Consider the following 20,223-nt stretch of genomic DNA (forward strand, 5'->3'; position numbering starts at 1 on the left):
CAGCTTGAGCTAAATCATTACAATACAAAGATAATGCGAGTCAAAGTTTAACTCTATCGATAGGTTCAATTTTTTCAACAAAATTCTTCAAAATTGAGGCAAACATTTTTACACCATCATTGCTGCCGAGTAGTTTTTCCATCGCACGTTCTGGGTGAGGCATCATGCCAAGTACATTACCAGTTTTGTTGATGATTCCAGCAATATTCTCAATCGAACCGTTTGGATTTCCTTCCACATAGCTGAAAACGATTTGATTGTTAGCTTTTAGATCAGCTAGAATATCTTCATCAGCCACATATTGTCCTTCACCATGTGCAATTGGTAAGTGGATCAACTCATTTTTAGTATACTCAGAAGTGAATTTTGTCTTGTTATTTTCAACCTGCAAAGCCTGCCATTTTGAAACAAACTTCAGGCTATCATTGCGAATCAAAACACCTGGCAAGAGACCAGATTCGACCAAAATTTGAAAACCATTGCAAGTACCGAAAATAGGTTTGCCTTCTGATGCCAAACGTTTGATCTCAGGCATGATATTTGAAAATGACGCAATTGCACCACAACGAAGATAATCACCATAGCTGAAGCCTCCAGGAATTAAAACTCCATCAAACCCAGTAAGTGATCTCTCATCATGCCAGACGAATTCAGCTTCAACTCCCATAATATCGCGAATTGCCCAAAGCAAATCAAAGTCACAATTTGAACCTGGAAATTGAATTACGGCAAATTTCATCAGTTTAATACCTCAACTTTATAAGTTTCCATATTAGGATTAGCTAAAAGTTCATTTGCAATTTCAGCAACCTTTTCTTCTGCCATATTGGCTTCAGAATCAAGTTCAAAGTCAAAATATTTACCCACATTAAGAGACTCAACAATGCTATAGCCCATCTTGTGAGTGGCTGCTTTGATTGCTTGAGCTTGGGGATCAAGGATTGAAGCCTTATAAGAAACGTATACGCGTACTTTCGTCATGATATTACAATGGGAGTCCTAGCAGGCTCCCTTTCCTTTCTTTGTTTAGGGGGGCTATTGAGAATATGTCTAATAGAATTAAATTGCCTCTAATTTTGATAAAACTTCCGTATAAACTGTGATCAAATCACCAATGTTACGTCTAAAAACATCCTTGTCCATATGGTTGCCTTCAGCATTCCAGAGACGTGATGTATCAGGAGAAATCTCATCAGCGAGGATAATCGTACCATCTTCCAGATGGCCAAACTCAAGTTTGAAGTCAACCAAGGTCAAGCCAATTTCAGACCAGATATTTTTGAGAAGGATATTAATTCTACGTGTTTCGTCCTTCAAAAAGGCAAGCTCTTCATCAGTTGCAATTCCTAAAAATTTGACATGTTCATCATTAATAAAAGGATCATCCAAATCATCATTTTTGTAATAAAACTCAACGATCGGATCTGAGAGAATCTTTCCCTCCTCAATGCCAAAACGTTTGGAAAATGAGCCTGCGGCAACGTTTCTCAGGACCACTTCAAGAGGAATAATTGAAACTTTTTTATTTAGTTGTTCGGTTTTTGAAATCTTTTTAATAAAATGTGTTGTTACACCTTCGGCATTTAATTTTTCAAATATGAGTGAAGTAATTTGGTTATTCAACTCACCTTTGCCATTAATTTTCTCTTTGCGCAAGCCGTTGAGAGCCGTTGCCTGATCACAATATTCTACCCATAGTACTTCCTGATCATCTGTTACATACAATTTCTTAGCTTTACCTTCGTAAAGCAAAGCTCCTTTTTCCACTTATTAACCTCAACTTTCTATAGTTTAATTTTAGACTTTCAGATAACATAAAAAAAGCTCTAGCAAAATATTACTACAGTTTTTCTATCTTATGTTCGGTTTTAGCTAAACGTTCGGAATTTAATTAAGTTTGAAAAATAGAGAAGGTAGATATGCCTACTTGAATTTCCTATTTAACCAAAAAAAGAGAAGACATATGCAACTCTTTTTCGATAGTAACCTTATTTTTCTTTAGCAGTCTCTGACTTGTTACCTCTTGATTTAGATTCTTCTTCACGTTCTTCTTGAGCGATTAATTCCTTGATGCGACGTTCTTCTTCCATCTTGTAAAGGTGAAGAACTTCTTCTTTTTGAGCCAAGGTTTGACGTTTAAGGTCAGCATTTGGGTGGATAGTCACTGTACCAGCTTCAATTTCCTCTAAGGCACGAAGAGTAGCCTTAGCAGACTTAAATTCCATAGTAGGCTGCCCACCTGCACGGAGTTCATGGGCACGCTTGGCTTCTAGGACAACGAGTGAGTATTTAGAATCAACACGGTTTAAAAGTGCATCGATTGACGGGCGTAGCATCATAATTTTGTTACCTCTTTTTCTACTTTATATTCTTCAAGCATCGCTTCATATTTACCAATCAAACGATCAACGGAGAAGTGCTCTGCTTGGATAATTTTCTTAACACGTTCGGCAGCTAAATCCACCACATCATTTTCCACCACATAGTCATAAGCAGCCATCATATGGATTTCTTCACGTGCTTTTATCATACGTTCATCGATCACGGCTTTAGAATCGGTTCCACGACCTGTTAGACGGTGACGTAACTCAGATAGGTCAGGAGGAGTAAGAAAAATAAAGACTCCATCTGGAACTTTTTCCTTGACTTGCAAGGCACCTTGAACTTCAATTTCAAGCATGACATCATAGCCTTCATCAAGCATTCGATTTACCTCACGTAAAGGTGTCCCGTAATAATTTCCTACATATTCAGCATATTCCAGCATTTGCCCTTCACGAACTGTCTCCTCGAAGTAATCGCGACTACGAAAATAGTAATCCTTACCATCCACTTCTCCTGGACGTTGTGCCCGTGTTGTCATAGAAACTGAATATTTTAAATTAATATCTGGACTGTTAAAAATCTTTGCTCTGACTGTTCCTTTTCCAACACCGGAAGGGCCAGAAAAGACAATTAATAAGCCACGTTCTTTCATTTCATTCTCCTAATCTTTTTCTAGTATAACAGGACAGTTTCTGAAAATCAATAGAATGTAATGAAACTGTTAATTTTCTGACAATAGTTATCTTTCATCTGAGGCAACTCTAAATAGTGTTTTTCTCGATATCACTTTTTTGAAAGAGACTAGGATAGAAAAAGCACTTCAAAAAGTGCTTCTATTAAATTCTTATTTCGCAACATCTGTCGCACGGGTCTCACGGATAACAGTCACCTTGATGTTGCCTGGGTAATCCATCTCCTTCTCAATGCGGTCCTTGATATCATGTGCAAGTACAATGATTTGATTATCATTTAGCTTGTCAGGTTGAACCATGACCCGAACTTCACGACCTGCTTGCAGAGCATAAGCAGACTTAACTCCAGTGTAGCTGTTTGATATTGCTTCAAGATCTTGAAGACGTTTGATATAGTTCTCAACCGACTCACGACGAGCACCTGGACGCGCTGATGACAAGGCATCTGCCGCAGCAACAAGCACTGCAATGATTGAAGTTGGCTCCGTATCATTGTGGTGGGATGCAATCGCGTTAATCACGACCGGATTCTCCTTGTATTTACGAGCGAGCTCAGTACCAATCTCGACATGGCTACCTTCGACTTCATGATCAAGTGCCTTACCTATATCATGCAAGAAACCCGCACGTTTTGCAAGAGCAACATTTTCACCGAGTTCGCCAGCCAGCAGTCCAGCAAGATTAGCAACTTCAATCGAGTGATCTAAAACATTTTGACCAAAGGAAGTTCTGAAATGCAGACGTCCCATAATTTTCATCAAATCCGGATGAAGAGTATGAGCACCAACCTCAAAGGAGGCAGCTTCACCATATTCACGAATCTTACGATCAATTTCTCTACGATTCTTTGCAACCAACTCTTCGATACGAGCTGGATGTATGCGCCCATCTTTGACCAATTGTTCCAAGGTCATCCGCGCAATTTCGCGTCGAATTGGATCAAAACCTGAAAGAACGACAGCTTCTGGCGTGTCATCAATAATGACATCAACACCTGTCAAGCCTTCAAAGGTACGAATGTTACGGCCTTCACGACCAATAATACGTCCCTTCATTCCTTCGTCAGGTAATGCTACTACTGTTACTGTTTGTTCTGCAATTGACTCAGAAGCCAAGCGTTGAACTGCCAGTGAGATAATATTTCTTGCTTTACTATCAGCTTCGCGGTTGGCTTTTTCTTCTGCTGAGCGGATCATATTCGCCATCTCAAAGCTTAAGCCTTCACGAGTTTCAGTTAATAATATATTTTTGGCATCTTCAGTTGAAAGTTGAGCCACGTGCTCAAGTTCAGCATGTTTTTTTTCTTCAACTTTACTTAATTCTGCTTCGCGATTGTTAATCGTATCGACTTTCTTTTGCAGATTTGACTCTTTAGAATCAAGGCTTTGCTCTTTGCGAGTGAGCAAATCATCTTTGCGATCCAACTGTTCCTCACGTTGGGCAAGACGTTTTTCTGTATCTTTTAACTCCTTGCGCTCATCCTTAAATTCTGCTTCAATCTCATCTCTTTGCTTACGCTTGGCATCACTTAGAGAAATCTCTACTTCTTTTTTGAGATTTTCTGCCTCACGTTTAGCATTTGTCATTAATTCTTTGGCTTTATTATCGGCGTCTTCAGCCAGTTGTTGCTGCTTCAACAGTGAACTGTGACTACGTAGTAACAAAGCTACAAAAGCTACGGCTAATACGATTAAAAGGGCTAACAGAATAATGTTTGTTACATCATTCAATCTAATCTATCATCCTTTTCATCATAAGTATAAAAAAATCTGTAAATGCTTGGCAAATACAGACTCATTGTAACATATTACCAGAAATATTACCGCTTCCAATAATACATTAACCACTTTCAAATGTTTCCGATACATTTGGTACTTTAATAGACAATCTCTATATTTATTAATTAGTCTTCTTTCGGTAAAATCAAGTTCAAAATTATTCCCATCAATGTTGCAAGTGCAACAGATGAAATTTGAAGATTGTGAGTGCCGTAGCTTATATTTAAGACCATACCACCGATTCCGACAACGAGCACAACCGAGCTGATTAAGAGGTTACGCTTCAAGTCAAAATTAACCTGGTTCTCCACGATTATTTTTAAACCGCTAGCTGCAATTACACCAAAAAGGGCAATTGATGCACCACCGATAACTGGTGCAGGTATTGAGATAAGAAGGGCTGAGACTTTTCCAATAAAGCTTACCAAAACCGCTAGAGCTGCTGCACCAGCGATAACATAGATTGAGTGAATTTTTGAAATCGCCATAACACCAATGTTTTCTCCATATGATGTGACAGGTGGAGCTCCGAGGACACCAGCCAAAATTTGAGCCACGCCATCACCAGCCAATGTTTTATCAAGACCTGGTTCTTTAAAAAAATCACGCCCTGTTAACGAATTCAAAACCATCACATGTCCAAAATGTTCTGTCATAGTAACGAAAGCGATAGGTGCCATAGTAAGAATAGCAGATGGGTAGAAGCCAAACTTGTAGCTCACAAAAATGATATGAGCTGGTGGAAGTTGAAGCCAGTTAGCAGTTGCAACACCAGATATGTCAACAATCTTTGTTCCAGTTGCCATGCCAATAAGAATAGCAGCAATATAGCCCACCACAATACCTATAAGGATAGGAACAACACTCAAGAAACCTTTTCCATAGATACTGAATATAATGATTGAGAATACTGTAATAAGAGCGATGGCAAGTAAGGCAAGACTATATTTTCCTGTTGGGGTTGCACCAACAAACATTGAATCATTAATTGCTGTTGGGGCAAGCGAGAGTCCAATAACCATTACAATGGGTCCAACAACAATAGGAGGCAAAATTTTGTCAATCCAGTCACGGCCGATAAAACGAACGATAATGGCAACAATTAAGTAGACCAAACCACCAATCATAGCACCTTGTGCAATAGCAGGCATACCACCTTGCTTCATCAAAAGCTGCATGGCTGCAATATAGGCAAAAGAAGAGCCCATATAAGCAGGAACCTTAAAACGGGTAACTGACATATGAGCTAAAGTTCCAAGTCCAGATGATAAAAGTGCGATAGAGGGATTAATACCTACAAGAATAGGCACAAGAACTGTTGAGCCAAACATTGCAAAGAGATGTTGGAATGAAAGACCAAACCAGAGCTTTACATCTGGACGGTCGTATACGTCTAAAATAACTTCATTGTTTTTCATGGGGCCTCCTAAAATTTTTTAAAATGTTGTAGATTGTTAAAGTTGGAAGACTGTCTAACTTTTCCTTCTTACGCACATTTTTACTAGTTTATCAAAAAACTCTGGATAACTGCCAGAGTTTTTTATGAACTTTGAATAAACTTTTATGAATGTTCGGATATTATCATCTATTTCAAAAGTGTTTATCTTTTATCTTTATTCTTCTTATCATTATCATTCCTACTTGTGAAAGCTTTAAACATCCACCCAAGACCAACAATAATAAGAATTAAACTATAAATCCAAAAACCAGGATAGGAGCTTCCGAGAACGAGAACGAGAACGCCGAGTACAATCATAAAGATGCCTAGGCCATTGAGACTTACTTTCATAACAAATCCTTATATTTAATTTAGATAAAAAGAAAATCTTTCACATGTTCTAAGAATAATTCTCCTACCATCCTTCGATCATTATAACATACCTCTATCTAAATTCATTAATGGGTCAAAGTAGGTTAAACTTGCTTAGCTGATACATTCTAGCTATATCTTTTTCACGATTTATTTTGTTGCAGTAATGATGGCATTAGTATAAAGTGATAATTCTTTTTGGCTAGCAGTTGGCCCCGAAAAGAAATATACTTTGTTATAATCCATACTCACGATATGGCCTTTTTTCACTGCATTAAGATTTTTCCAAGTTGGGTTATTTTCCAAAGCAGTAAATTGAGCTTGATCCGCGGCGGCATAGTCGACAAATATATAATCTGCATCAAAGGAAGCCAAGCTTTCAGCATTCACTTCTGCATAACCAGTTCCTTTAGAAAGGCTTTGCATTTTCTCAGATTCCTTAAAACCTAGACCAGTCGTGAGTGCTTGACCGCCACGAGCAAAGTTGTCACCATAAGCATATATTTTTCCTCCTTGAAGTTCCAACAATGAAATTGTGGTTTTGCTTGGCTTTATACCCGCTTTACTTAGTATAACTTTTTGTTCATTTGCTGATTTTGTGAAGGCTTTTTTAAATGTTGCTTCTTCTGATTTTCGGTTGAGTAACTTCGCAAAATAATCAAGAGACTTATTCATACTTGAAAGTTCTTGGTAATTAACCAATACCGTTGGAGCGATTTTTTGATAATCAGCTACTTGGTCTTTATCAACAGTGATTATCAAATCTGGCTTTTGTTCAATTAACTTTTGCAAGTTAAATTTTGGAGCACCCAAGTCAATCATATTTTTCTTTTGATTGCTTGAAAGATAGGGATTTGGGAATGCCCATGAATCAGTACCAATTACATTTGCGCCAAGTGATGCGACTTCATCCGGATAATTTTGAACAGCAATACGTTGTGGTTTTGCTGGAATTTTAATTTTTCCATTGAGGGCTTGAAAAGTGACCATTTTTGAGCTAGTTGTTGATTTTGAAGATGTTTGGCCAGCGCAAGCGGTGAGAATCAATAATGTCGCTATGGCGATCATTGTGCTAAATACTTTTTTCAAAGTGAACTCCTTTTATAATTTTAAGTTGTAAATAAACATGTTAATAGGTGAATTTTATAATATATTGTCATAAAATTATTCAAACTTTTTGAATAAGGTAAATATAATATGGAGCTCCAATAAAAGCCACTACAATCCCAAGAGGCAAACTTGAGGGGGCAAGCATGATCTGAGAAAGAATATCTGAAAATACTAGAATTATCATTCCCGATAAAAGGGTGGCTGGTATTCTCCGTCTTGATTTAAATCCTACCAATTCCCGAGCGATGTGTGGCGCAATCAGTCCAATGAATGCCAAGCCACCAACTAACAGTACGGCAATCACTGAGAAAAAAAGTGCTAATCCATAGAGCTGAAGTTTAGTCTTATTAACCTGAAGTCCAAGACTCATTGCCATTTCCTCACCTAATGAAAGAATCTCAATCTTCTTTTGGAAGAAGGGCAAGATTATAAAGGCAATCATAAGTAAAAGTAGACACAACCACAAATATGTCAAATCGGTTTGCCATACATCACCGGATAGCCAGACAACAACATTTTGAAAATCAAAGCTGTTAACAGACAATTGTGCCAAACTAATAAGAGCTTGAAAAAAGGCAGTGATGGCAACTCCTGTCAGCAATACTCGTAAAGAGCTAGCATTTTTTCGAAGGGCAAAGGCATAAAGCAACACAAAGGCAAGTATTCCTCCAAGTAAAGCAAAAATCGGATAGGAAAAAATCCAAAAAGTACTTAACTTCAATTGAGTTGAGAAAAGCAGGAATCCAAGCGCCCCAGCACTCGCTCCTGAGCTTATGCCAAGCGTTGCACTATCTGCTAAGGGATTGTCCGTGACCGCCTGAATGATGAAACCTGCCATTGAGAGGGCCGCCCCAGCAGCAAGCACAACTAACAACCTTGGCAAACGAAAACTTGGAATCAAGATTGACAATATCTGCCTGTCGCTAGAAAATTGCGTTAGATCAATTACAGCCAAGAAAAACAACACAAAGATTAAAATAACGAATCTCTTCTTCATTTTGCCTCCTTAGCGATAATCCAAAGGAAAAATGGCGCACCAAGTAACATGGTTAAACTTCCCGCCGGAAATTCATAAGGCTTAAACATATTTCTGGCAGCCAGATCAGCCAAAAGTAATAGTAGAGTACCTGCTAAGGCTGACAATATAATCGTTTGCCAAAATTTTGAGCGAGTAAAGCGTCTGGCAATGTGTGGGGCAATTAATCCGACAAAGCTAATGACACCAACAGTCGAAACTGTCACACCAGAGGCCAGTGCCACCAAAATCATGATAACTATCCGAACGCGGTTGACCGAAACTCCTAATGAAGTTGCCATCTCATCCCCCAATCCCAACATTTGGACAGGTCGAGCAAAAAATATGAGTAAAACTAGGAAAATAACACTCACAATAGCCATAAGTAAAACTTTCATATTAGTTAGTCCAGAAAATGAACCGACAATCCATAAAAAATATGCTTGACTACGATGGCTTGAAAAAGTCAAAGCACTAGCCAGACTTGTTGCAAATAGACCAACCGAAGTTCCAACAAGAATAACTTTGAGGGGGTGAAAATGTGTTCTTGCCGTTAAAATCATTACAATGGAAAGTACTAAAAAGGCACCAATTGCAGCTGCTAATGTTGACAAAGTCCCATTAGTAGTAAGACCTAATGTCAGTAATAATGATAAGGCAAAGCTTGCACCACCAGATATTCCTAAAGTGGACATTTCTGCTATTGGGTTATGTGTCATTATCTGCATCAAATAACCACTTACCGATAATAAAAAAGCCGTGAAATAAATACCTAACAAGCGAGGCAAGCGTAATTGCAAGATGATTTTGTTGCTCATTATTTCAGATAAACTATAATTTTTATTGCCTAAGAGTAAAAAGAGTACTGACAAAAGTAGAACCGTTAAAAGCAGGATAAAAAATACCAGAGTGAATCGTTTTTTAGCCACCTTTTACTCCTGCAATCATCAAACTTTTAGTGAAACTGTCATTCCCCAAAGTTACTTCCAAACCAAAACATTCTTTCAGCTGAACTTCAGTGAAAAGTTTCTCAACCGTGCCTTCTGCAATAACTTCACCAGCTTTGAGCAAAACGAGATTGTCGGCAAAGCGAGCCGCATGATTCAGGTCATGAATCACATAAACCACCGTTTTTTTATGATGATTGGTTAACTCCTTGAGTAAGCTAAGAATGTCCAGCTGGTGTACTAGGTCTAAATAAGTAGTTGGTTCATCCAAAAGGATAATTTCACTATTTTGCGCTAAAATCATGCTGATAAACGCACGTTGTCTTTGCCCCCCTGAAAGGCTTGAAACTTTAGTATCACGCATTTCCCAAACTTTTGTTTCACGCATAACTTGTTCAACAAAAGTATTATCTTCGCTGCTCAATCCTTGCTGAAAAAGCTTCTGATGAGGAAAACGGCCTAAACTGACCAATTCAAGAACTGTGATATCTGCAGGTGCTTGAACTGATTGGGGTAGTAATGCCAATATTTGAGCAATTTGCCTATCCGTGCGAGCTGACAAAGGTTTATCTTCAAAAAGCACTTCACCTTCGAACTTAATTAATCGTCCCAAAGCTTTCAAAAGAGTTGACTTGCCTGAACCATTTAACCCTATGATTGCAGTAGTTTTTTCCTTCTCAATCGTGAGATTAACATTTTTCAATATCTGTTTTTTTCCATAAGACACTGCAATATTTTCGGCACCAAAATACATATTTCTTCCTTTAAAGAATTTTGAAAAGCTAATATGTAAAACATGTTTTACATATTAGCTTATTATGTCACAAACTTAATTTAATTACAAGATAAAATTTCAAAATTCATAATTTTTTAAGGTAAAATGGCAATAAAAAAAGGATCACATAAATCCCTTTAATAAACTGCTTATTCATATTACTTGCATGCAACAAAGCTTGATATTTATCTTCTAAAAGTTAATATTTTCTAAAACGTGCATAACGGGCTTTTTGAAGTTCGTCTTTTGTCATCCCAGAAAGCTCTGAGAGGGCTTGACGAATTGTTGCAATAAGGTTTGCCTCCAAATTATCTTCGCCAATGATACCATCAATAATACTCATTTCAAGTAGCTTGTCAGAAGTCATCTTCATCAACTCGGCAGCCTCATCACGACGACTACCATCTTTCCATAAAATGGTTGCAAAGCCTTCCGGTGAAAGCACAGAATAAACTGCATTTTCGAGCGCATAAACCTTATTTGCTACTGCCAAGGCCAAGGCACCCCCCGAACCACCTTCACCAGTAATAAAGGTAATGATAGGAACGGTTAAATCGGACATTTCCATGAGGTTTCGGGCGATGGCTTCACCTTGGCCACGCTCTTCTGCTTCTATACCAGGATATGCACCAGCAGTATTGACAAAAGTGATAACGGGGCGACCAAACTTCTCGGCCTGTTTCATTAGGCGAAGAGCTTTTCGGTAACCATTTGGTGAAGGTTGACCAAAATTCGTTGCCAAATTTTCTTCTAAATTTTTTCCTTTTTGAATCCCAACGATGGTTACAGGCTGACCATCAAAACTGGCAATACCGCCAACAATGGCCTTATCATCGGAATATTGACGATCACCATGCAATTCAAAGAAGTCATCAAAGACATTATTTGCAATCTCACGCATGGAAATACGATCTGCTGCTCTTGCCTTTTTTATAATTTCAGAAATCTCAGTCATGATTCTGACCTCCATGCAATTTCAATATCAAAGAGATTTTGTCTTTCATGCGATCACGTTTGACAATTTCATCCACAAAGCCGTGAGCCCTAAGAAACTCAGCTTTTTGAAAGTTATCTGGTAAGGTCTGACGAACTGTTTGTTCAATAACTCGGCGACCTGCAAAACCAATCAAGGCTTGAGGTTCTGCCAAGATAATATCGCCTTCCATGGCAAAACTGGCAGTAACACCACCTGTCGTAGGATCAGTCAATATAGTTAAATATAGTAACCCAGCTTTTGAATGTTGCTTGACAGCAGCTGAAATTTTTGCCATCTGCATGAGAGACATAATACCTTCTTGCATACGGGCACCACCTGAAGCAGTAAACAAGATTAGCGGTAGCTTCTGCTCAGTAGCTAACTCAAAAAGGCGGGTAATTTTTTCGCCAACGACTGTACCCATTGATGCCATGATAAAAGTTGAATCCATGATTCCAAGGGCGACCTTAGTACCAGAGATGGTCGCAAGCCCTGTCAAAACAGCCTCATCGAGTCCTGTCTTAGCCTGAGTCGCAGCAATTTTTTCACGATAGTTGGGAAAATCCAAGGGATCACTGCTTTGGATGCCTGTGAAGAGTTCTTCAAAAGAATCTTCATCCGCAATCAAGGCTAAACGGATCTTTGCAGAAATTCGAAAATTATAGCCACAGTTTGGACAAACGTTGTGATCTCCTAAGTCTTTATTATAAATCGTCCGTTTACAAGCAGGACAGCGTGCGAAAAGTTCATCAGGTACTTCTGGCAAAGTCGTCGGCAAGGCGGGACGATTTGGATTTATCTTAATGTATTTGCTTTTACGTTCAAATAAAGCCATTTATCCTCCATTTTCTACAAAAAAAGAAAAGTCAATCTTCTGCTAAATATTTTGGTAAGAATGTGTTTCCTAAAAAGCTGGTGTCATAATCACCTGCAATGACGTTTGCATCTGCGATAAGTTCTAGCTGAAAATCAATATTTGTGGTTAGTCCTTCAACTTCAAACTCCATTAAAGCTCTCTGCATCTTCATCAAAGCCTCAAAGCGATTTTCGCCGTGCACAATAACCTTGGCAATCATACTATCATAATAAGGTGGGATTGTGTATCCAGTGTACATAGCAGAATCAACACGAAGTCCCACGCCACCTGATGGCAAGAATAGATTAGTAATTTTCCCAGGTTGAGGGGCAAAGTTGAATTTTGGGTTCTCGGCGTTAATACGACACTCAATTGCATGGCCCCGGAATTGAATGTCTTCCTGACGGACTGACAATTCTTCACCGTCAGCAATGCGAATTTGTTCTTTAACAATATCCACTCCTGAGACAAACTCAGTTACGGGATGTTCAACTTGGACACGGGTATTCATCTCCATGAAATAAAAATTCCCACTAGCTTCGTCGAGCAAGAACTCAATGGTACCAGCATTCTCGTATCCAACATGAGCAGCTGCTCTGACAGCAGCTGCTGTCATTTTATCTCGTAGTGTATGCCCAACCGCAATTGAAGGAGACTCTTCAAGAACTTTTTGATTATTACGCTGCAAGGAGCAATCACGTTCACCCAAGTGAACAATGTGTCCATACGAATCGCCTAAAATCTGAACTTCAATGTGTCGAGTTGGACTAATCATACGTTCGATGAACATTGCACCATTACCAAAAGCAGCTGTCGCTTCAGCAGTGGCAGATTCAAAGGCAGCAACCAGCTCATTGGCTGATGAAACTTTACGAATACCTTTTCCACCACCACCGGCTGAGGCTTTAAGCATCACAGGATAGCCAATTTTATTTGCGATTTCTAAAGCTTCTTTGCTTGTGAAGACTTCTCCTTCAGACCCTGGTGTAACGGGTACACCGGCTTTGATCATCTCAGCACGAGCGTTGATTTTATCACCCATCATATCCATTACTTCCGCAGAAGGACCAATGAATTTGATATTCATTTCTTCACAAAGTCGCGCAAATTTTGAATTCTCAGATAAAAATCCAAATCCTGGATGAATGGCTTGAGCTCCAGTTGCGACCGCAGCCTCAAGAATGTTGTTCATATTGAGGTAAGACTGAGCACTGCGGGCTGGGCCAATACAGATTGCTTCATCTGCCAACATAACGTGAAGAGCTTCCTTATCAGCCTCAGAATATACTGCAACTGTCTGAACACCCAATTCACGGGCTGCACGAATGATTCGCACTGCGATTTCACCACGATTGGCAATTAAAATTTTATTAAACATATCTCGTAAACCTTTTTACTCTATTACTTATGAATAGAATACATTATTCGCCGATCGCGAAAGTCAAAATCCCCTTAGCTGCCAATTCTCCATCAACAGAGGCAACAGCTTCTACTACAGCAACATTACCACGACGCTTGATAAAAGTCGCCTCAAGGATCAATTGATCCCCAGGATTTACTTGACGACGATACTTGACCTTATCCATGCCACCATAAAAGACCAATTTTCCTTTATTCTCAGGTTTAGACAATTCCAATACACCAGCCGCTTGAGCCAAGGCTTCCATGATCAAAACGCCTGGGAAAACAGGTTTTTGTGGAAAGTGACCTTGAAAGATTTCTTCATTGATCGTTACATTCTTGTAGGCTTTAATTGAATTTCCATCCTCAGAAATGTCAATCACACGATCAACCAAAAGAATAGGATAACGGTGAGGCAAAGCTTCCATGATTTTTACAACATCAATATTTACTGCAGTCATATTTCTCCTTATTACCAGAATATCAGCAACTTATTACCACGTCGCGATAACTGCTGCAATGACTGAAAGGATCAGTCCAATAACGGCAACTGGCTCTAATTTCTTTTGAAGGTTAGTTGGCTTTTTCTTGAAAAATAAGGGAAACTGAGTCCAAAGTGTAAAAGCCGCGAAAACAATTAGGACTAGTGTAATAATAAGTACGATCATTTAATTCTCACTAAACTTTGACCAAATTCCACGACTTCATCAGTTGAAACTAAGATCTCAGTAATGATACCATCTTTTGGCGATAGAATCTCATTCATGACCTTCATAGCTTCAATAATAAGCAATGTCTGACCTTTTTTAACACTGTCACCAACTTTGACGAAATCAGGTTTCTCAGGTGCTGATTTAAGATAAATCACACCTACCAATGGACTCTTCAGGATTTCTCCTTCAGCTTCAACTGGTGAAGAGTTTGATTCTATCTTAGTTTCAACTGATGAAAGAGTATGTCCTACTGAAGAAACTTCTACAATGGGATTTGGCACAGCTATTGGGGCCGACATAACAACATTGTTTTTAGAAAAAGACAAGGCATCTGTCCCATTATTCCAAGAAAATTCTCTTAGGCTAGACCCATCGAACTCCCGCATCAAATCTCTTACTTCATTAATATTCATTTTGATTCCTCATAAATTCATAGATTGACTTCTATTCTTAACCTTTACTTCAATTTCAAAATCAACTTTTGAATCAAGGCTTGAAGTTGGCCATAATTAAAAGTTCCTTCATAAATGAAATCGAGACCTCATCCATGAAGGCTTTTAGAGTACCTATTTCATTAGCTTATGCCCATTTCTTGAAAGCAAGTACCGCATTGTGTCCACCAAAACCAAAGTCTTGTGACAAGGCCACATCAATTTCAGCTTCTTTACCTTCCCCAAGGACAACATTGATCGTCACACCTTCATCCAATTCTTTTGCGCCTGCATTAACTGGTGCAAAATTGTTTTGAATTGAAAGAATCGTTGCAACCGCTTCGATTGCTCCTGTCCCACCAAGAGCGTGACCATGGAATGACTTGGTTGATGAAACAAGCGCTTTATCACCAATTACATTATGGATGGCAGCTGCTTCAGTTTCTTCATTGGCATGGGTCGAAGTACCATGAGCGTTCACATAGTCAACTTCTTCTGCTGTTAGACCAGCTTCATCAAGCGCTAATTTTATGGCTTTTTCTGCACCAATGCCTGACGGTGTTGTCATATGGTAAGCGTCATTTGTGTTACCATAACCAACGATTTCAGCTAAAATATTCGCACCACGGGCTTGAGCATGTTCAAGGCTTTCTAGAATCAAAGCACCAGCGCCTTCACCCATTACAAAACCATTACGGTTCTTATCAAATGGGCGACAAGCAATGCTAGGATCCGTCTCTTTAGAAAGAGCTGTCAAGTTAGCAAAACCAGCGATACCAAGTTCACAAATTGCAGATTCTGCACCACCTGCGATCATTGCATCAGCGTAACCATGTTTGATTTCACGAAAGGCTGAACCGATTGCGTTTGCACCCGCTGCACAGGCTGTCACCTCAGCGCGAGAGACACCACGGGCACCTGTACGAAGTGCAACATTTCCTGTAGCCATATTGGCAATTGCAAGTGGGACATAAAGAGGTGCAACTTTACGAGGACCTTTTTGAAGGATTATTTGAGAATTCTTTTGTGATTGCTCTAAGCCACCAATACCTGACCCCATTATACAGCCAAGACGGTCAAAGTCGGTATTTTCTTCATTAATTCCTGACATATTTAAGGCATCAAGAGCTACATGCACTGCATAAAGACTAAAAGTGTCCATACGACGGGCATCTTTTTTCTGAAAGTACTTTTCAAATGGGAAATCTTTTACTTCAGCTGCGACAGAAATTCCTGTTTCAGTGGCATCAAAGTGTGTGATAGGACCGATACCAATTTTTCCTGTTTTAAGACTGTCCCAGAAGGCTTCAATACTATTACCAATGGCAGATACGACACCGTAACCTGTAACTACTACTCTATTTGTCATCTTCTATTTCTCCTTGACTTACATTACCATGCCACCGTCAATTGTTAAGACTTGACCGGTCATGTATTCTTGTTGAGCGAGATAAGCTACCACTTCGGCAACTTCTTCTACTTTACCAAAACGCTTCATTGGGATTTGACCCAACACGGCTTCTTTCACTTTGTCAGACAAAACAGCTGTCATATCTGAATCAATGAACCCTGGCGCTACAGCATTCACTCGAACATTACGTCCTGCAACCTCACGAGCGATTGATTTGGTGAGTCCAAGCAAACCTGCTTTTGAGGCAGCATAGTTCGCTTGACCCGCATTACCAATCAAACCAGACACACTTGAAATATTGATTATTGCTCCTGCACGAGCACGTGTCATTGGTTTTAAGACCGCTTGAGTCATATTAAATGAGCCAGTCAGATTGGTGTGAAGGACAGCCTCAAAGTCCTCTTCAGTCATCTTGAGTGAGAGCCCATCACGGGTGATGCCAGCGTTATTTACCAAGATATCAACTGAACCAAGTTGCTCAGTCGCTTCCGATATCATACGTTTAGCATCTTCTGATTTAGCAATATCACCAGATATAGCAATCACTTTAACGCCTTTATCAGAAAGTTGAGTCAAGATTTCTTCCGAAACTTGACCACGACCATTAATTACGATATTTGCACCGAGCTCTGCGAATTTTGTGGCAATTGCCAAACCAATTCCTCGAGTTGATCCAGTTACAAAAACGTTTTTATTTTTTATTTCCATTCTTTCCTCATTATCAATATTGATCTGTCACAGCAAGTCAATCGTCGGGCTAGTTCCAAATCGAAAACTAAATTAGGCTTGAATTAACTTATTAAAGCTTTCTAAATCTTCAACATTGGCGATTTTTGCTTCGTCCACAATTTTCTTAACGAAACTTGACAAGGTTTTCCCTGGACCTACTTCAATAAATTGCGTCACTCCAAGTTCTTGCATGGTAGAAATTGACTCGTAGAAACGAACCGGTTCCATCACTTGACGCGTCAGTAAAGACTTTATTTCATCTTGAACCATGATTTTAGCAGTAGTATTAGAAATCAGAGGTAAGCTAAAATTAGAAAAGTTAATTTTTTCGAGCTCACTGGCTAAAAGTACACTAGCTGGTTTGAGTAAAGCTGTATGGAAAGGTCCAGAAACATTAAGCTCAATCAGTCGTTTACTTCCAGCTTCCTTTAACTCTACACAGGCTTGATCTACTGCTGCAACTTCACCACCAATTACAATCTGACTAGGCGTGTTGTAGTTAGCTACGCTCACAACCATCTTCATTTCTGCTGCTACTTTGGCACAGATTTTTTCAATCAATGAAGCATCAGTTTTCATAACGGCTACCATCTTACCAACGCCATTTGGGGCAGCTTCAGACATATACTTGCCACGCTTAGCAACAAGTTGAACGGCTGTTTCAAAGTCAAGCGCTCCACTTGCAACAAGAGCCGAATATTCACCAAGTGAAAGGCCTGCCACTACATCCGCTTTAATGTCATTCATGGCCAATAGACGGAGAATTGCTACAGATGTCGTTAAAATGGCAGGTTGCGTGTATTCAGTTAAATTTAATTTTTCTTCGTCTGAATCAATTAAAGAACGCAGATCATAACCTAAAAGCTTGGAAGCTTTATCGAAGGTTGATGCAACAATTTCGTATTTATCAACCAAATCACGCGCCATTCCTAGTTTCTGCGCACCTTGCCCAGAAAATAAAAAAGCAGTTTTTGTCATATTATTATAAATTGCAGACCGAAGTCTACATTCTTTCTTATTTTCTTAAAAATCTAATGATTTAATGGTTTGATTCTCAAACTATTAAACAGAGAAAAAGGGGCAAAATTCGCCCCGAATTTCTTATTTAGCGTGAGTTTCCACGTAAGATACAAGATCCCCAACTGTCTTAAGGTCTTCTTCTGTATCAACTTCAACGTCAAATTCATCTTCGATATCGTTAATGATTTGGAAAACATCAAGTGAATCAGCATCAAGAGCTTCGAAAGTAGTCTCAAGTTTGATGTCTTCTTTGTTCTTATCAAGTTCATCAGCGATGATATCTTGAACTTTTTCAAATACAGCCATTTTTTTCTCCTTTTGTTCTGTCCCTAAATATAGTAGACATGCCAATATTATATTATAAAACTGAATTTTTTTCAGCTTTTACTCGTTTTATATGTGCAAGAGCATAGAGCCCCAAGTGAGTCCACCACCAAAACCTGTAATAAGCAAACTCTGACCTTGGTAAACAGTTCCATTTTCCATCATTTCAGACAGAAGAAGTGGAATGCTTGCCGCACTGGTATTCCCATAATTTTGTAAATTTTGCAAAAATTTCTCTCTTGGTTGGCCCAACTTTTTGGCCATTTTGTCAAGAATTCTCTCATTTGCTTGATGAAGAAGGAAGTAGTCAACTTCGTTGTCTCCGACGACTTCCACAATGTTTTTGGGAACATCCCTGACCGCAAAGTCAAAAATTGCTCGACCATCCATTTTCAGGAAATCTTGTGACATAGGTGAACAGGTCAGTTTTTCTGCTCGTGATCCATCTGTTTGAAGTTTTTCCGAAAGAACTAATGGGCTTTCACCAGAATCATCAAGCAAAACACCCCCTGCACCATCACCAAATAATACTGCGGTTGATCGATCTGACCAATCGAGAACCTTTGACATGCTTTCTGCTCCAATGACAATACCACGGTGATAAGCACCTGATCCAATTAACTTGTCTGCTTGTGAAAGAGCGAAGACAAAACCTGAACAAGCGGCAGTCAAATCATATGCAAAAGCATTGATAGCACCAATATTTGATTGAACCTTTGCTGCTGATGAAGGCATCACTGATTCTGCCGTCATTGTTGCGATGATAATGAAATCAACACTTTCAGCCGTAAAACCAGATTTCTCTAGTAATTTTTTTGCAACCTCAGTTGCTAGGTCTGATGTGGTTTCATTTTCTGAAACGATGTGACGTTGGCGGATCCCAGTTCTTGAACGGATCCATTCATCTGAAGTTTCCATGATCAACGATAAGTCATCATTCGTCATAATTCTTTCGGGTACCGCATGTGCTGCAGCTTGAATTTTAGTAAATCCCATTATCTCTTTCGTTGTTCCTCTAAAAATTCATGCAGATTTTTCAAACCGACAGACAAAATCTTTGTATCTTCTTCAGAAATACCACGAACAATACGATTAACCATGGCTTTATGAAATTTACGATGAATACGATAAACCAATTCGCCCCTACGGGTCAAGCTAATATGGACAATGCGGCGATCTCGGACCGACCGTTCACGTGTCACATAGCCTTTGCGTTCTAAATTATTCACAGCCGTGGTCACCGTTGAAATGGTAACCATGAGTTTTTCTGCAATTTCAGAAGCGATAGATGTTCCTTTTGAGCCAATCACATCGATGGTATTCATCTCTTTGATGGTCAAATCAGAAAACTTTGAGTTTTTCAGAGCATCTTCTTCAATTACCAAGACACGATTAAAAATATCCGTCAAGTAATTATTGATTTTGTCATATTCGATAAGATTTCCTGTCGAATTATCTGTCATTCCTGTACTGCGGCCTCATCTACGATAAATGTAAATTCACATTCAGCGACTTTTTTGTCCTCTACGCGTGCCTCTGCATGAGCAATACCCACTTTTCCACGAAACTTAGTAATTTCAAAGTGGAGTTTCATGACGTCACCAGGGATTACTTTTTTACGGAATTTAGCTTTATCGATGCCTCCTATATAAGCCATTTTCCCTTCAAATCCTGGCTTTTTGAGGATCAAAATAGAACCAGCTTGAGCAAGACTTTCAAGAATCAAGACACCTGGGAAAGTTGGGTTTCCTGGAAAATGACCACTGAAGATTTGTTCATTGATTGTGACGTTCTTCGTTGCAACAATCTTATTCTCGTCCATGCTATCCACGTAGTCAATAAAGAGAATAGGATAACGGTTAGGGATGATTTCTGCAACTTCTTGTGCGTTAAAAACTGGCATTTTATTT

25 protein-coding genes are annotated in these 20,223 nt (G+C 39.2%); all 25 read right to left on the reverse strand.

The genetic code is table 11. From position 1 onward, the window contains the following. Positions 1-40 precede the first annotated feature (40 nt). The 25 genes from purQ to fabZ (HNQ37_RS00230) all read right to left on the reverse strand — a co-directional run bounded on the left by purQ (position 41) and on the right by fabZ (HNQ37_RS00230) (position 20,216). Entirely contained in the window at positions 41-739 is a 699-nt protein-coding gene (purQ, locus tag HNQ37_RS00110) for a phosphoribosylformylglycinamidine synthase subunit PurQ (RefSeq protein ID WP_183538066.1), read from the reverse strand. Beyond that, complete coding sequence (gene purS / locus HNQ37_RS00115; RefSeq protein ID WP_183538068.1) at positions 739-981, reverse strand: phosphoribosylformylglycinamidine synthase subunit PurS; 243 nt, start codon at positions 979-981, stop codon at positions 739-741. The genes purQ and purS overlap by 1 nt, the downstream gene beginning before the upstream one ends. A 78-nt stretch (positions 982-1,059) precedes the next feature. Continuing rightward, positions 1,060-1,767: a phosphoribosylaminoimidazolesuccinocarboxamide synthase gene (gene purC / locus HNQ37_RS00120; protein ID WP_183538070.1), complete on the reverse strand. Its 708-nt coding sequence runs from the start codon at positions 1,765-1,767 to the stop codon at positions 1,060-1,062. Between the two features lie 221 nt (positions 1,768-1,988). Beyond that, positions 1,989-2,339, reverse strand: a complete 351-nt coding sequence (gene rpoZ / locus HNQ37_RS00125; protein ID WP_246415523.1) for a DNA-directed RNA polymerase subunit omega — start codon at positions 2,337-2,339, stop codon at positions 1,989-1,991. Continuing rightward, positions 2,336-2,977, reverse strand: coding sequence for a guanylate kinase (gene gmk, locus HNQ37_RS00130; RefSeq protein ID WP_183538073.1), 642 nt, complete (start codon positions 2,975-2,977; stop codon positions 2,336-2,338). The genes rpoZ and gmk overlap by 4 nt, the downstream gene beginning before the upstream one ends. Positions 2,978-3,169: 192 nt before the next feature. After that, entirely contained in the window at positions 3,170-4,747 is a 1,578-nt protein-coding gene (gene rny / locus HNQ37_RS00135; RefSeq protein ID WP_183538075.1) for a ribonuclease Y, read from the reverse strand. 173 nt (positions 4,748-4,920) lie between these two features. Then, positions 4,921-6,213 (reverse strand): uracil-xanthine permease family protein, encoded by a 1,293-nt coding sequence (locus HNQ37_RS00140; protein WP_183538077.1) that lies wholly within the window; start codon positions 6,211-6,213, stop codon positions 4,921-4,923. Between the two features lie 182 nt (positions 6,214-6,395). Continuing rightward, positions 6,396-6,584, reverse strand: coding sequence for a hypothetical protein (locus tag HNQ37_RS00145; RefSeq protein WP_183538080.1), 189 nt, complete (start codon positions 6,582-6,584; stop codon positions 6,396-6,398). A 171-nt stretch (positions 6,585-6,755) separates the two neighbouring features. Further along, a complete protein-coding gene (locus HNQ37_RS00150) occupies positions 6,756-7,694 on the reverse strand; it encodes an ABC transporter substrate-binding protein (protein ID WP_183538082.1) in 939 nt (312 codons plus the stop codon). 79 nt (positions 7,695-7,773) lie between these two features. Beyond that, positions 7,774-8,712, reverse strand: a complete 939-nt coding sequence (locus HNQ37_RS00155) for a FecCD family ABC transporter permease (protein WP_183538084.1) — start codon at positions 8,710-8,712, stop codon at positions 7,774-7,776. Next, positions 8,709-9,659: an iron chelate uptake ABC transporter family permease subunit gene (locus tag HNQ37_RS00160; RefSeq protein ID WP_183538086.1), complete on the reverse strand. Its 951-nt coding sequence runs from the start codon at positions 9,657-9,659 to the stop codon at positions 8,709-8,711. Before HNQ37_RS00160 ends, HNQ37_RS00155 begins: the two co-directional genes overlap by 4 nt. Then, positions 9,652-10,431 carry an ABC transporter ATP-binding protein gene (locus HNQ37_RS00165; RefSeq protein ID WP_183538088.1) on the reverse strand — a complete coding sequence of 260 codons (780 nt, stop codon included), beginning with the start codon at positions 10,429-10,431 and terminating at the stop codon, positions 9,652-9,654. The genes HNQ37_RS00160 and HNQ37_RS00165 overlap by 8 nt, the downstream gene beginning before the upstream one ends. Positions 10,432-10,651: 220 nt before the next feature. Further along, on the reverse strand, positions 10,652-11,407 hold the full coding sequence (gene accA / locus HNQ37_RS00170) for an acetyl-CoA carboxylase carboxyl transferase subunit alpha (RefSeq protein ID WP_183538090.1): 756 nt from the start codon (positions 11,405-11,407) through the stop codon (positions 10,652-10,654). Then, on the reverse strand, positions 11,400-12,263 hold the full coding sequence (gene accD, locus HNQ37_RS00175) for an acetyl-CoA carboxylase, carboxyltransferase subunit beta (RefSeq protein WP_183538092.1): 864 nt from the start codon (positions 12,261-12,263) through the stop codon (positions 11,400-11,402). Before accD ends, accA begins: the two co-directional genes overlap by 8 nt. 31 nt (positions 12,264-12,294) lie before the next feature. Further along, a complete protein-coding gene (accC, locus tag HNQ37_RS00180; protein WP_183538094.1) occupies positions 12,295-13,662 on the reverse strand; it encodes an acetyl-CoA carboxylase biotin carboxylase subunit in 1,368 nt (455 codons plus the stop codon). Positions 13,663-13,705: 43 nt separating this feature from the next. Next, entirely contained in the window at positions 13,706-14,146 is a 441-nt protein-coding gene (gene fabZ / locus HNQ37_RS00185) for a 3-hydroxyacyl-ACP dehydratase FabZ (RefSeq protein ID WP_183538096.1), read from the reverse strand. 33 nt (positions 14,147-14,179) lie between these two features. After that, positions 14,180-14,353: a hypothetical protein gene (locus HNQ37_RS00190; protein ID WP_183538098.1), complete on the reverse strand. Its 174-nt coding sequence runs from the start codon at positions 14,351-14,353 to the stop codon at positions 14,180-14,182. Then, entirely contained in the window at positions 14,350-14,811 is a 462-nt protein-coding gene (gene accB / locus HNQ37_RS00195) for an acetyl-CoA carboxylase biotin carboxyl carrier protein (RefSeq protein WP_183538099.1), read from the reverse strand. Before accB ends, HNQ37_RS00190 begins: the two co-directional genes overlap by 4 nt. Positions 14,812-14,977: 166 nt before the next feature. Then, the gene (fabF, locus tag HNQ37_RS00200; protein ID WP_183538101.1) at positions 14,978-16,198 is read right to left on the reverse strand and encodes a beta-ketoacyl-ACP synthase II; all 1,221 of its coding nucleotides are present in this window, start codon (positions 16,196-16,198) and stop codon (positions 14,978-14,980) included. A gap of 18 nt (positions 16,199-16,216) precedes the next feature. Beyond that, positions 16,217-16,948, reverse strand: a complete 732-nt coding sequence (fabG, locus tag HNQ37_RS00205; RefSeq protein WP_183538103.1) for a 3-oxoacyl-[acyl-carrier-protein] reductase — start codon at positions 16,946-16,948, stop codon at positions 16,217-16,219. Between the two features lie 72 nt (positions 16,949-17,020). Beyond that, positions 17,021-17,947 carry an ACP S-malonyltransferase gene (gene fabD / locus HNQ37_RS00210; RefSeq protein WP_183538105.1) on the reverse strand — a complete coding sequence of 309 codons (927 nt, stop codon included), beginning with the start codon at positions 17,945-17,947 and terminating at the stop codon, positions 17,021-17,023. A 123-nt stretch (positions 17,948-18,070) separates the two neighbouring features. Further along, a complete protein-coding gene (locus HNQ37_RS00215; RefSeq protein WP_183538107.1) occupies positions 18,071-18,295 on the reverse strand; it encodes an acyl carrier protein in 225 nt (74 codons plus the stop codon). An 87-nt stretch (positions 18,296-18,382) separates the two neighbouring features. After that, positions 18,383-19,309: a beta-ketoacyl-ACP synthase III gene (locus HNQ37_RS00220; RefSeq protein ID WP_183538109.1), complete on the reverse strand. Its 927-nt coding sequence runs from the start codon at positions 19,307-19,309 to the stop codon at positions 18,383-18,385. Continuing rightward, complete coding sequence (locus HNQ37_RS00225) at positions 19,309-19,749, reverse strand: MarR family winged helix-turn-helix transcriptional regulator (RefSeq protein ID WP_183538329.1); 441 nt, start codon at positions 19,747-19,749, stop codon at positions 19,309-19,311. The genes HNQ37_RS00220 and HNQ37_RS00225 overlap by 1 nt, the downstream gene beginning before the upstream one ends. A gap of 23 nt (positions 19,750-19,772) precedes the next feature. Further along, entirely contained in the window at positions 19,773-20,216 is a 444-nt protein-coding gene (fabZ, locus tag HNQ37_RS00230) for a 3-hydroxyacyl-ACP dehydratase FabZ (protein ID WP_183538112.1), read from the reverse strand. Positions 20,217-20,223: the final 7 nt, after the last annotated feature.

Origin of the sequence: Lactovum miscens, assembly GCF_014202895.1 — a bacterium.
GTDB lineage: Bacteria > Bacillota > Bacilli > Lactobacillales > Streptococcaceae > Lactovum > Lactovum miscens.

Bases quoted from the DNA above. Each gene is read 5' to 3' on its own strand.
- purQ (WP_183538066.1), bottom strand. From the start codon at position 739: ATGAAATTTGCCGTAATTCAATTTCCAGGTTCAAATTGTGACTTTGAT.
- rpoZ (WP_246415523.1), bottom strand. From the start codon at position 2,339: ATGATGCTACGCCCGTCAATCGATGCACTTTTAAACCGTGTTGATTCT.
- HNQ37_RS00155 (WP_183538084.1), bottom strand. From the start codon at position 8,712: ATGAAGAAGAGATTCGTTATTTTAATCTTTGTGTTGTTTTTCTTGGCT.
- accC (WP_183538094.1), bottom strand. From the start codon at position 13,662: ATGTTTAATAAAATTTTAATTGCCAATCGTGGTGAAATCGCAGTGCGA.
- fabG (WP_183538103.1), bottom strand. From the start codon at position 16,948: ATGGAAATAAAAAATAAAAACGTTTTTGTAACTGGATCAACTCGAGGA.
- HNQ37_RS00215 (WP_183538107.1), bottom strand. From the start codon at position 18,295: ATGGCTGTATTTGAAAAAGTTCAAGATATCATCGCTGATGAACTTGAT.
- accA (WP_183538090.1), bottom strand. From the start codon at position 11,407: ATGACTGAGATTTCTGAAATTATAAAAAAGGCAAGAGCAGCAGATCGT.
- HNQ37_RS00165 (WP_183538088.1), bottom strand. From the start codon at position 10,431: ATGTATTTTGGTGCCGAAAATATTGCAGTGTCTTATGGAAAAAAACAG.
- fabZ (WP_183538096.1), bottom strand. From the start codon at position 14,146: ATGACTGCAGTAAATATTGATGTTGTAAAAATCATGGAAGCTTTGCCT.
- HNQ37_RS00220 (WP_183538109.1), bottom strand. From the start codon at position 19,309: ATGGGATTTACTAAAATTCAAGCTGCAGCACATGCGGTACCCGAAAGA.
- accB (WP_183538099.1), bottom strand. From the start codon at position 14,811: ATGAATATTAATGAAGTAAGAGATTTGATGCGGGAGTTCGATGGGTCT.
- gmk (WP_183538073.1), bottom strand. From the start codon at position 2,977: ATGAAAGAACGTGGCTTATTAATTGTCTTTTCTGGCCCTTCCGGTGTT.
- purS (WP_183538068.1), bottom strand. From the start codon at position 981: ATGACGAAAGTACGCGTATACGTTTCTTATAAGGCTTCAATCCTTGAT.
- fabD (WP_183538105.1), bottom strand. From the start codon at position 17,947: ATGACAAAAACTGCTTTTTTATTTTCTGGGCAAGGTGCGCAGAAACTA.
- fabF (WP_183538101.1), bottom strand. From the start codon at position 16,198: ATGACAAATAGAGTAGTAGTTACAGGTTACGGTGTCGTATCTGCCATT.
- HNQ37_RS00190 (WP_183538098.1), bottom strand. From the start codon at position 14,353: ATGATCGTACTTATTATTACACTAGTCCTAATTGTTTTCGCGGCTTTT.
- fabZ (WP_183538112.1), bottom strand. From the start codon at position 20,216: ATGCCAGTTTTTAACGCACAAGAAGTTGCAGAAATCATCCCTAACCGT.
- accD (WP_183538092.1), bottom strand. From the start codon at position 12,263: ATGGCTTTATTTGAACGTAAAAGCAAATACATTAAGATAAATCCAAAT.
- HNQ37_RS00145 (WP_183538080.1), bottom strand. From the start codon at position 6,584: ATGAAAGTAAGTCTCAATGGCCTAGGCATCTTTATGATTGTACTCGGC.
- HNQ37_RS00140 (WP_183538077.1), bottom strand. From the start codon at position 6,213: ATGAAAAACAATGAAGTTATTTTAGACGTATACGACCGTCCAGATGTA.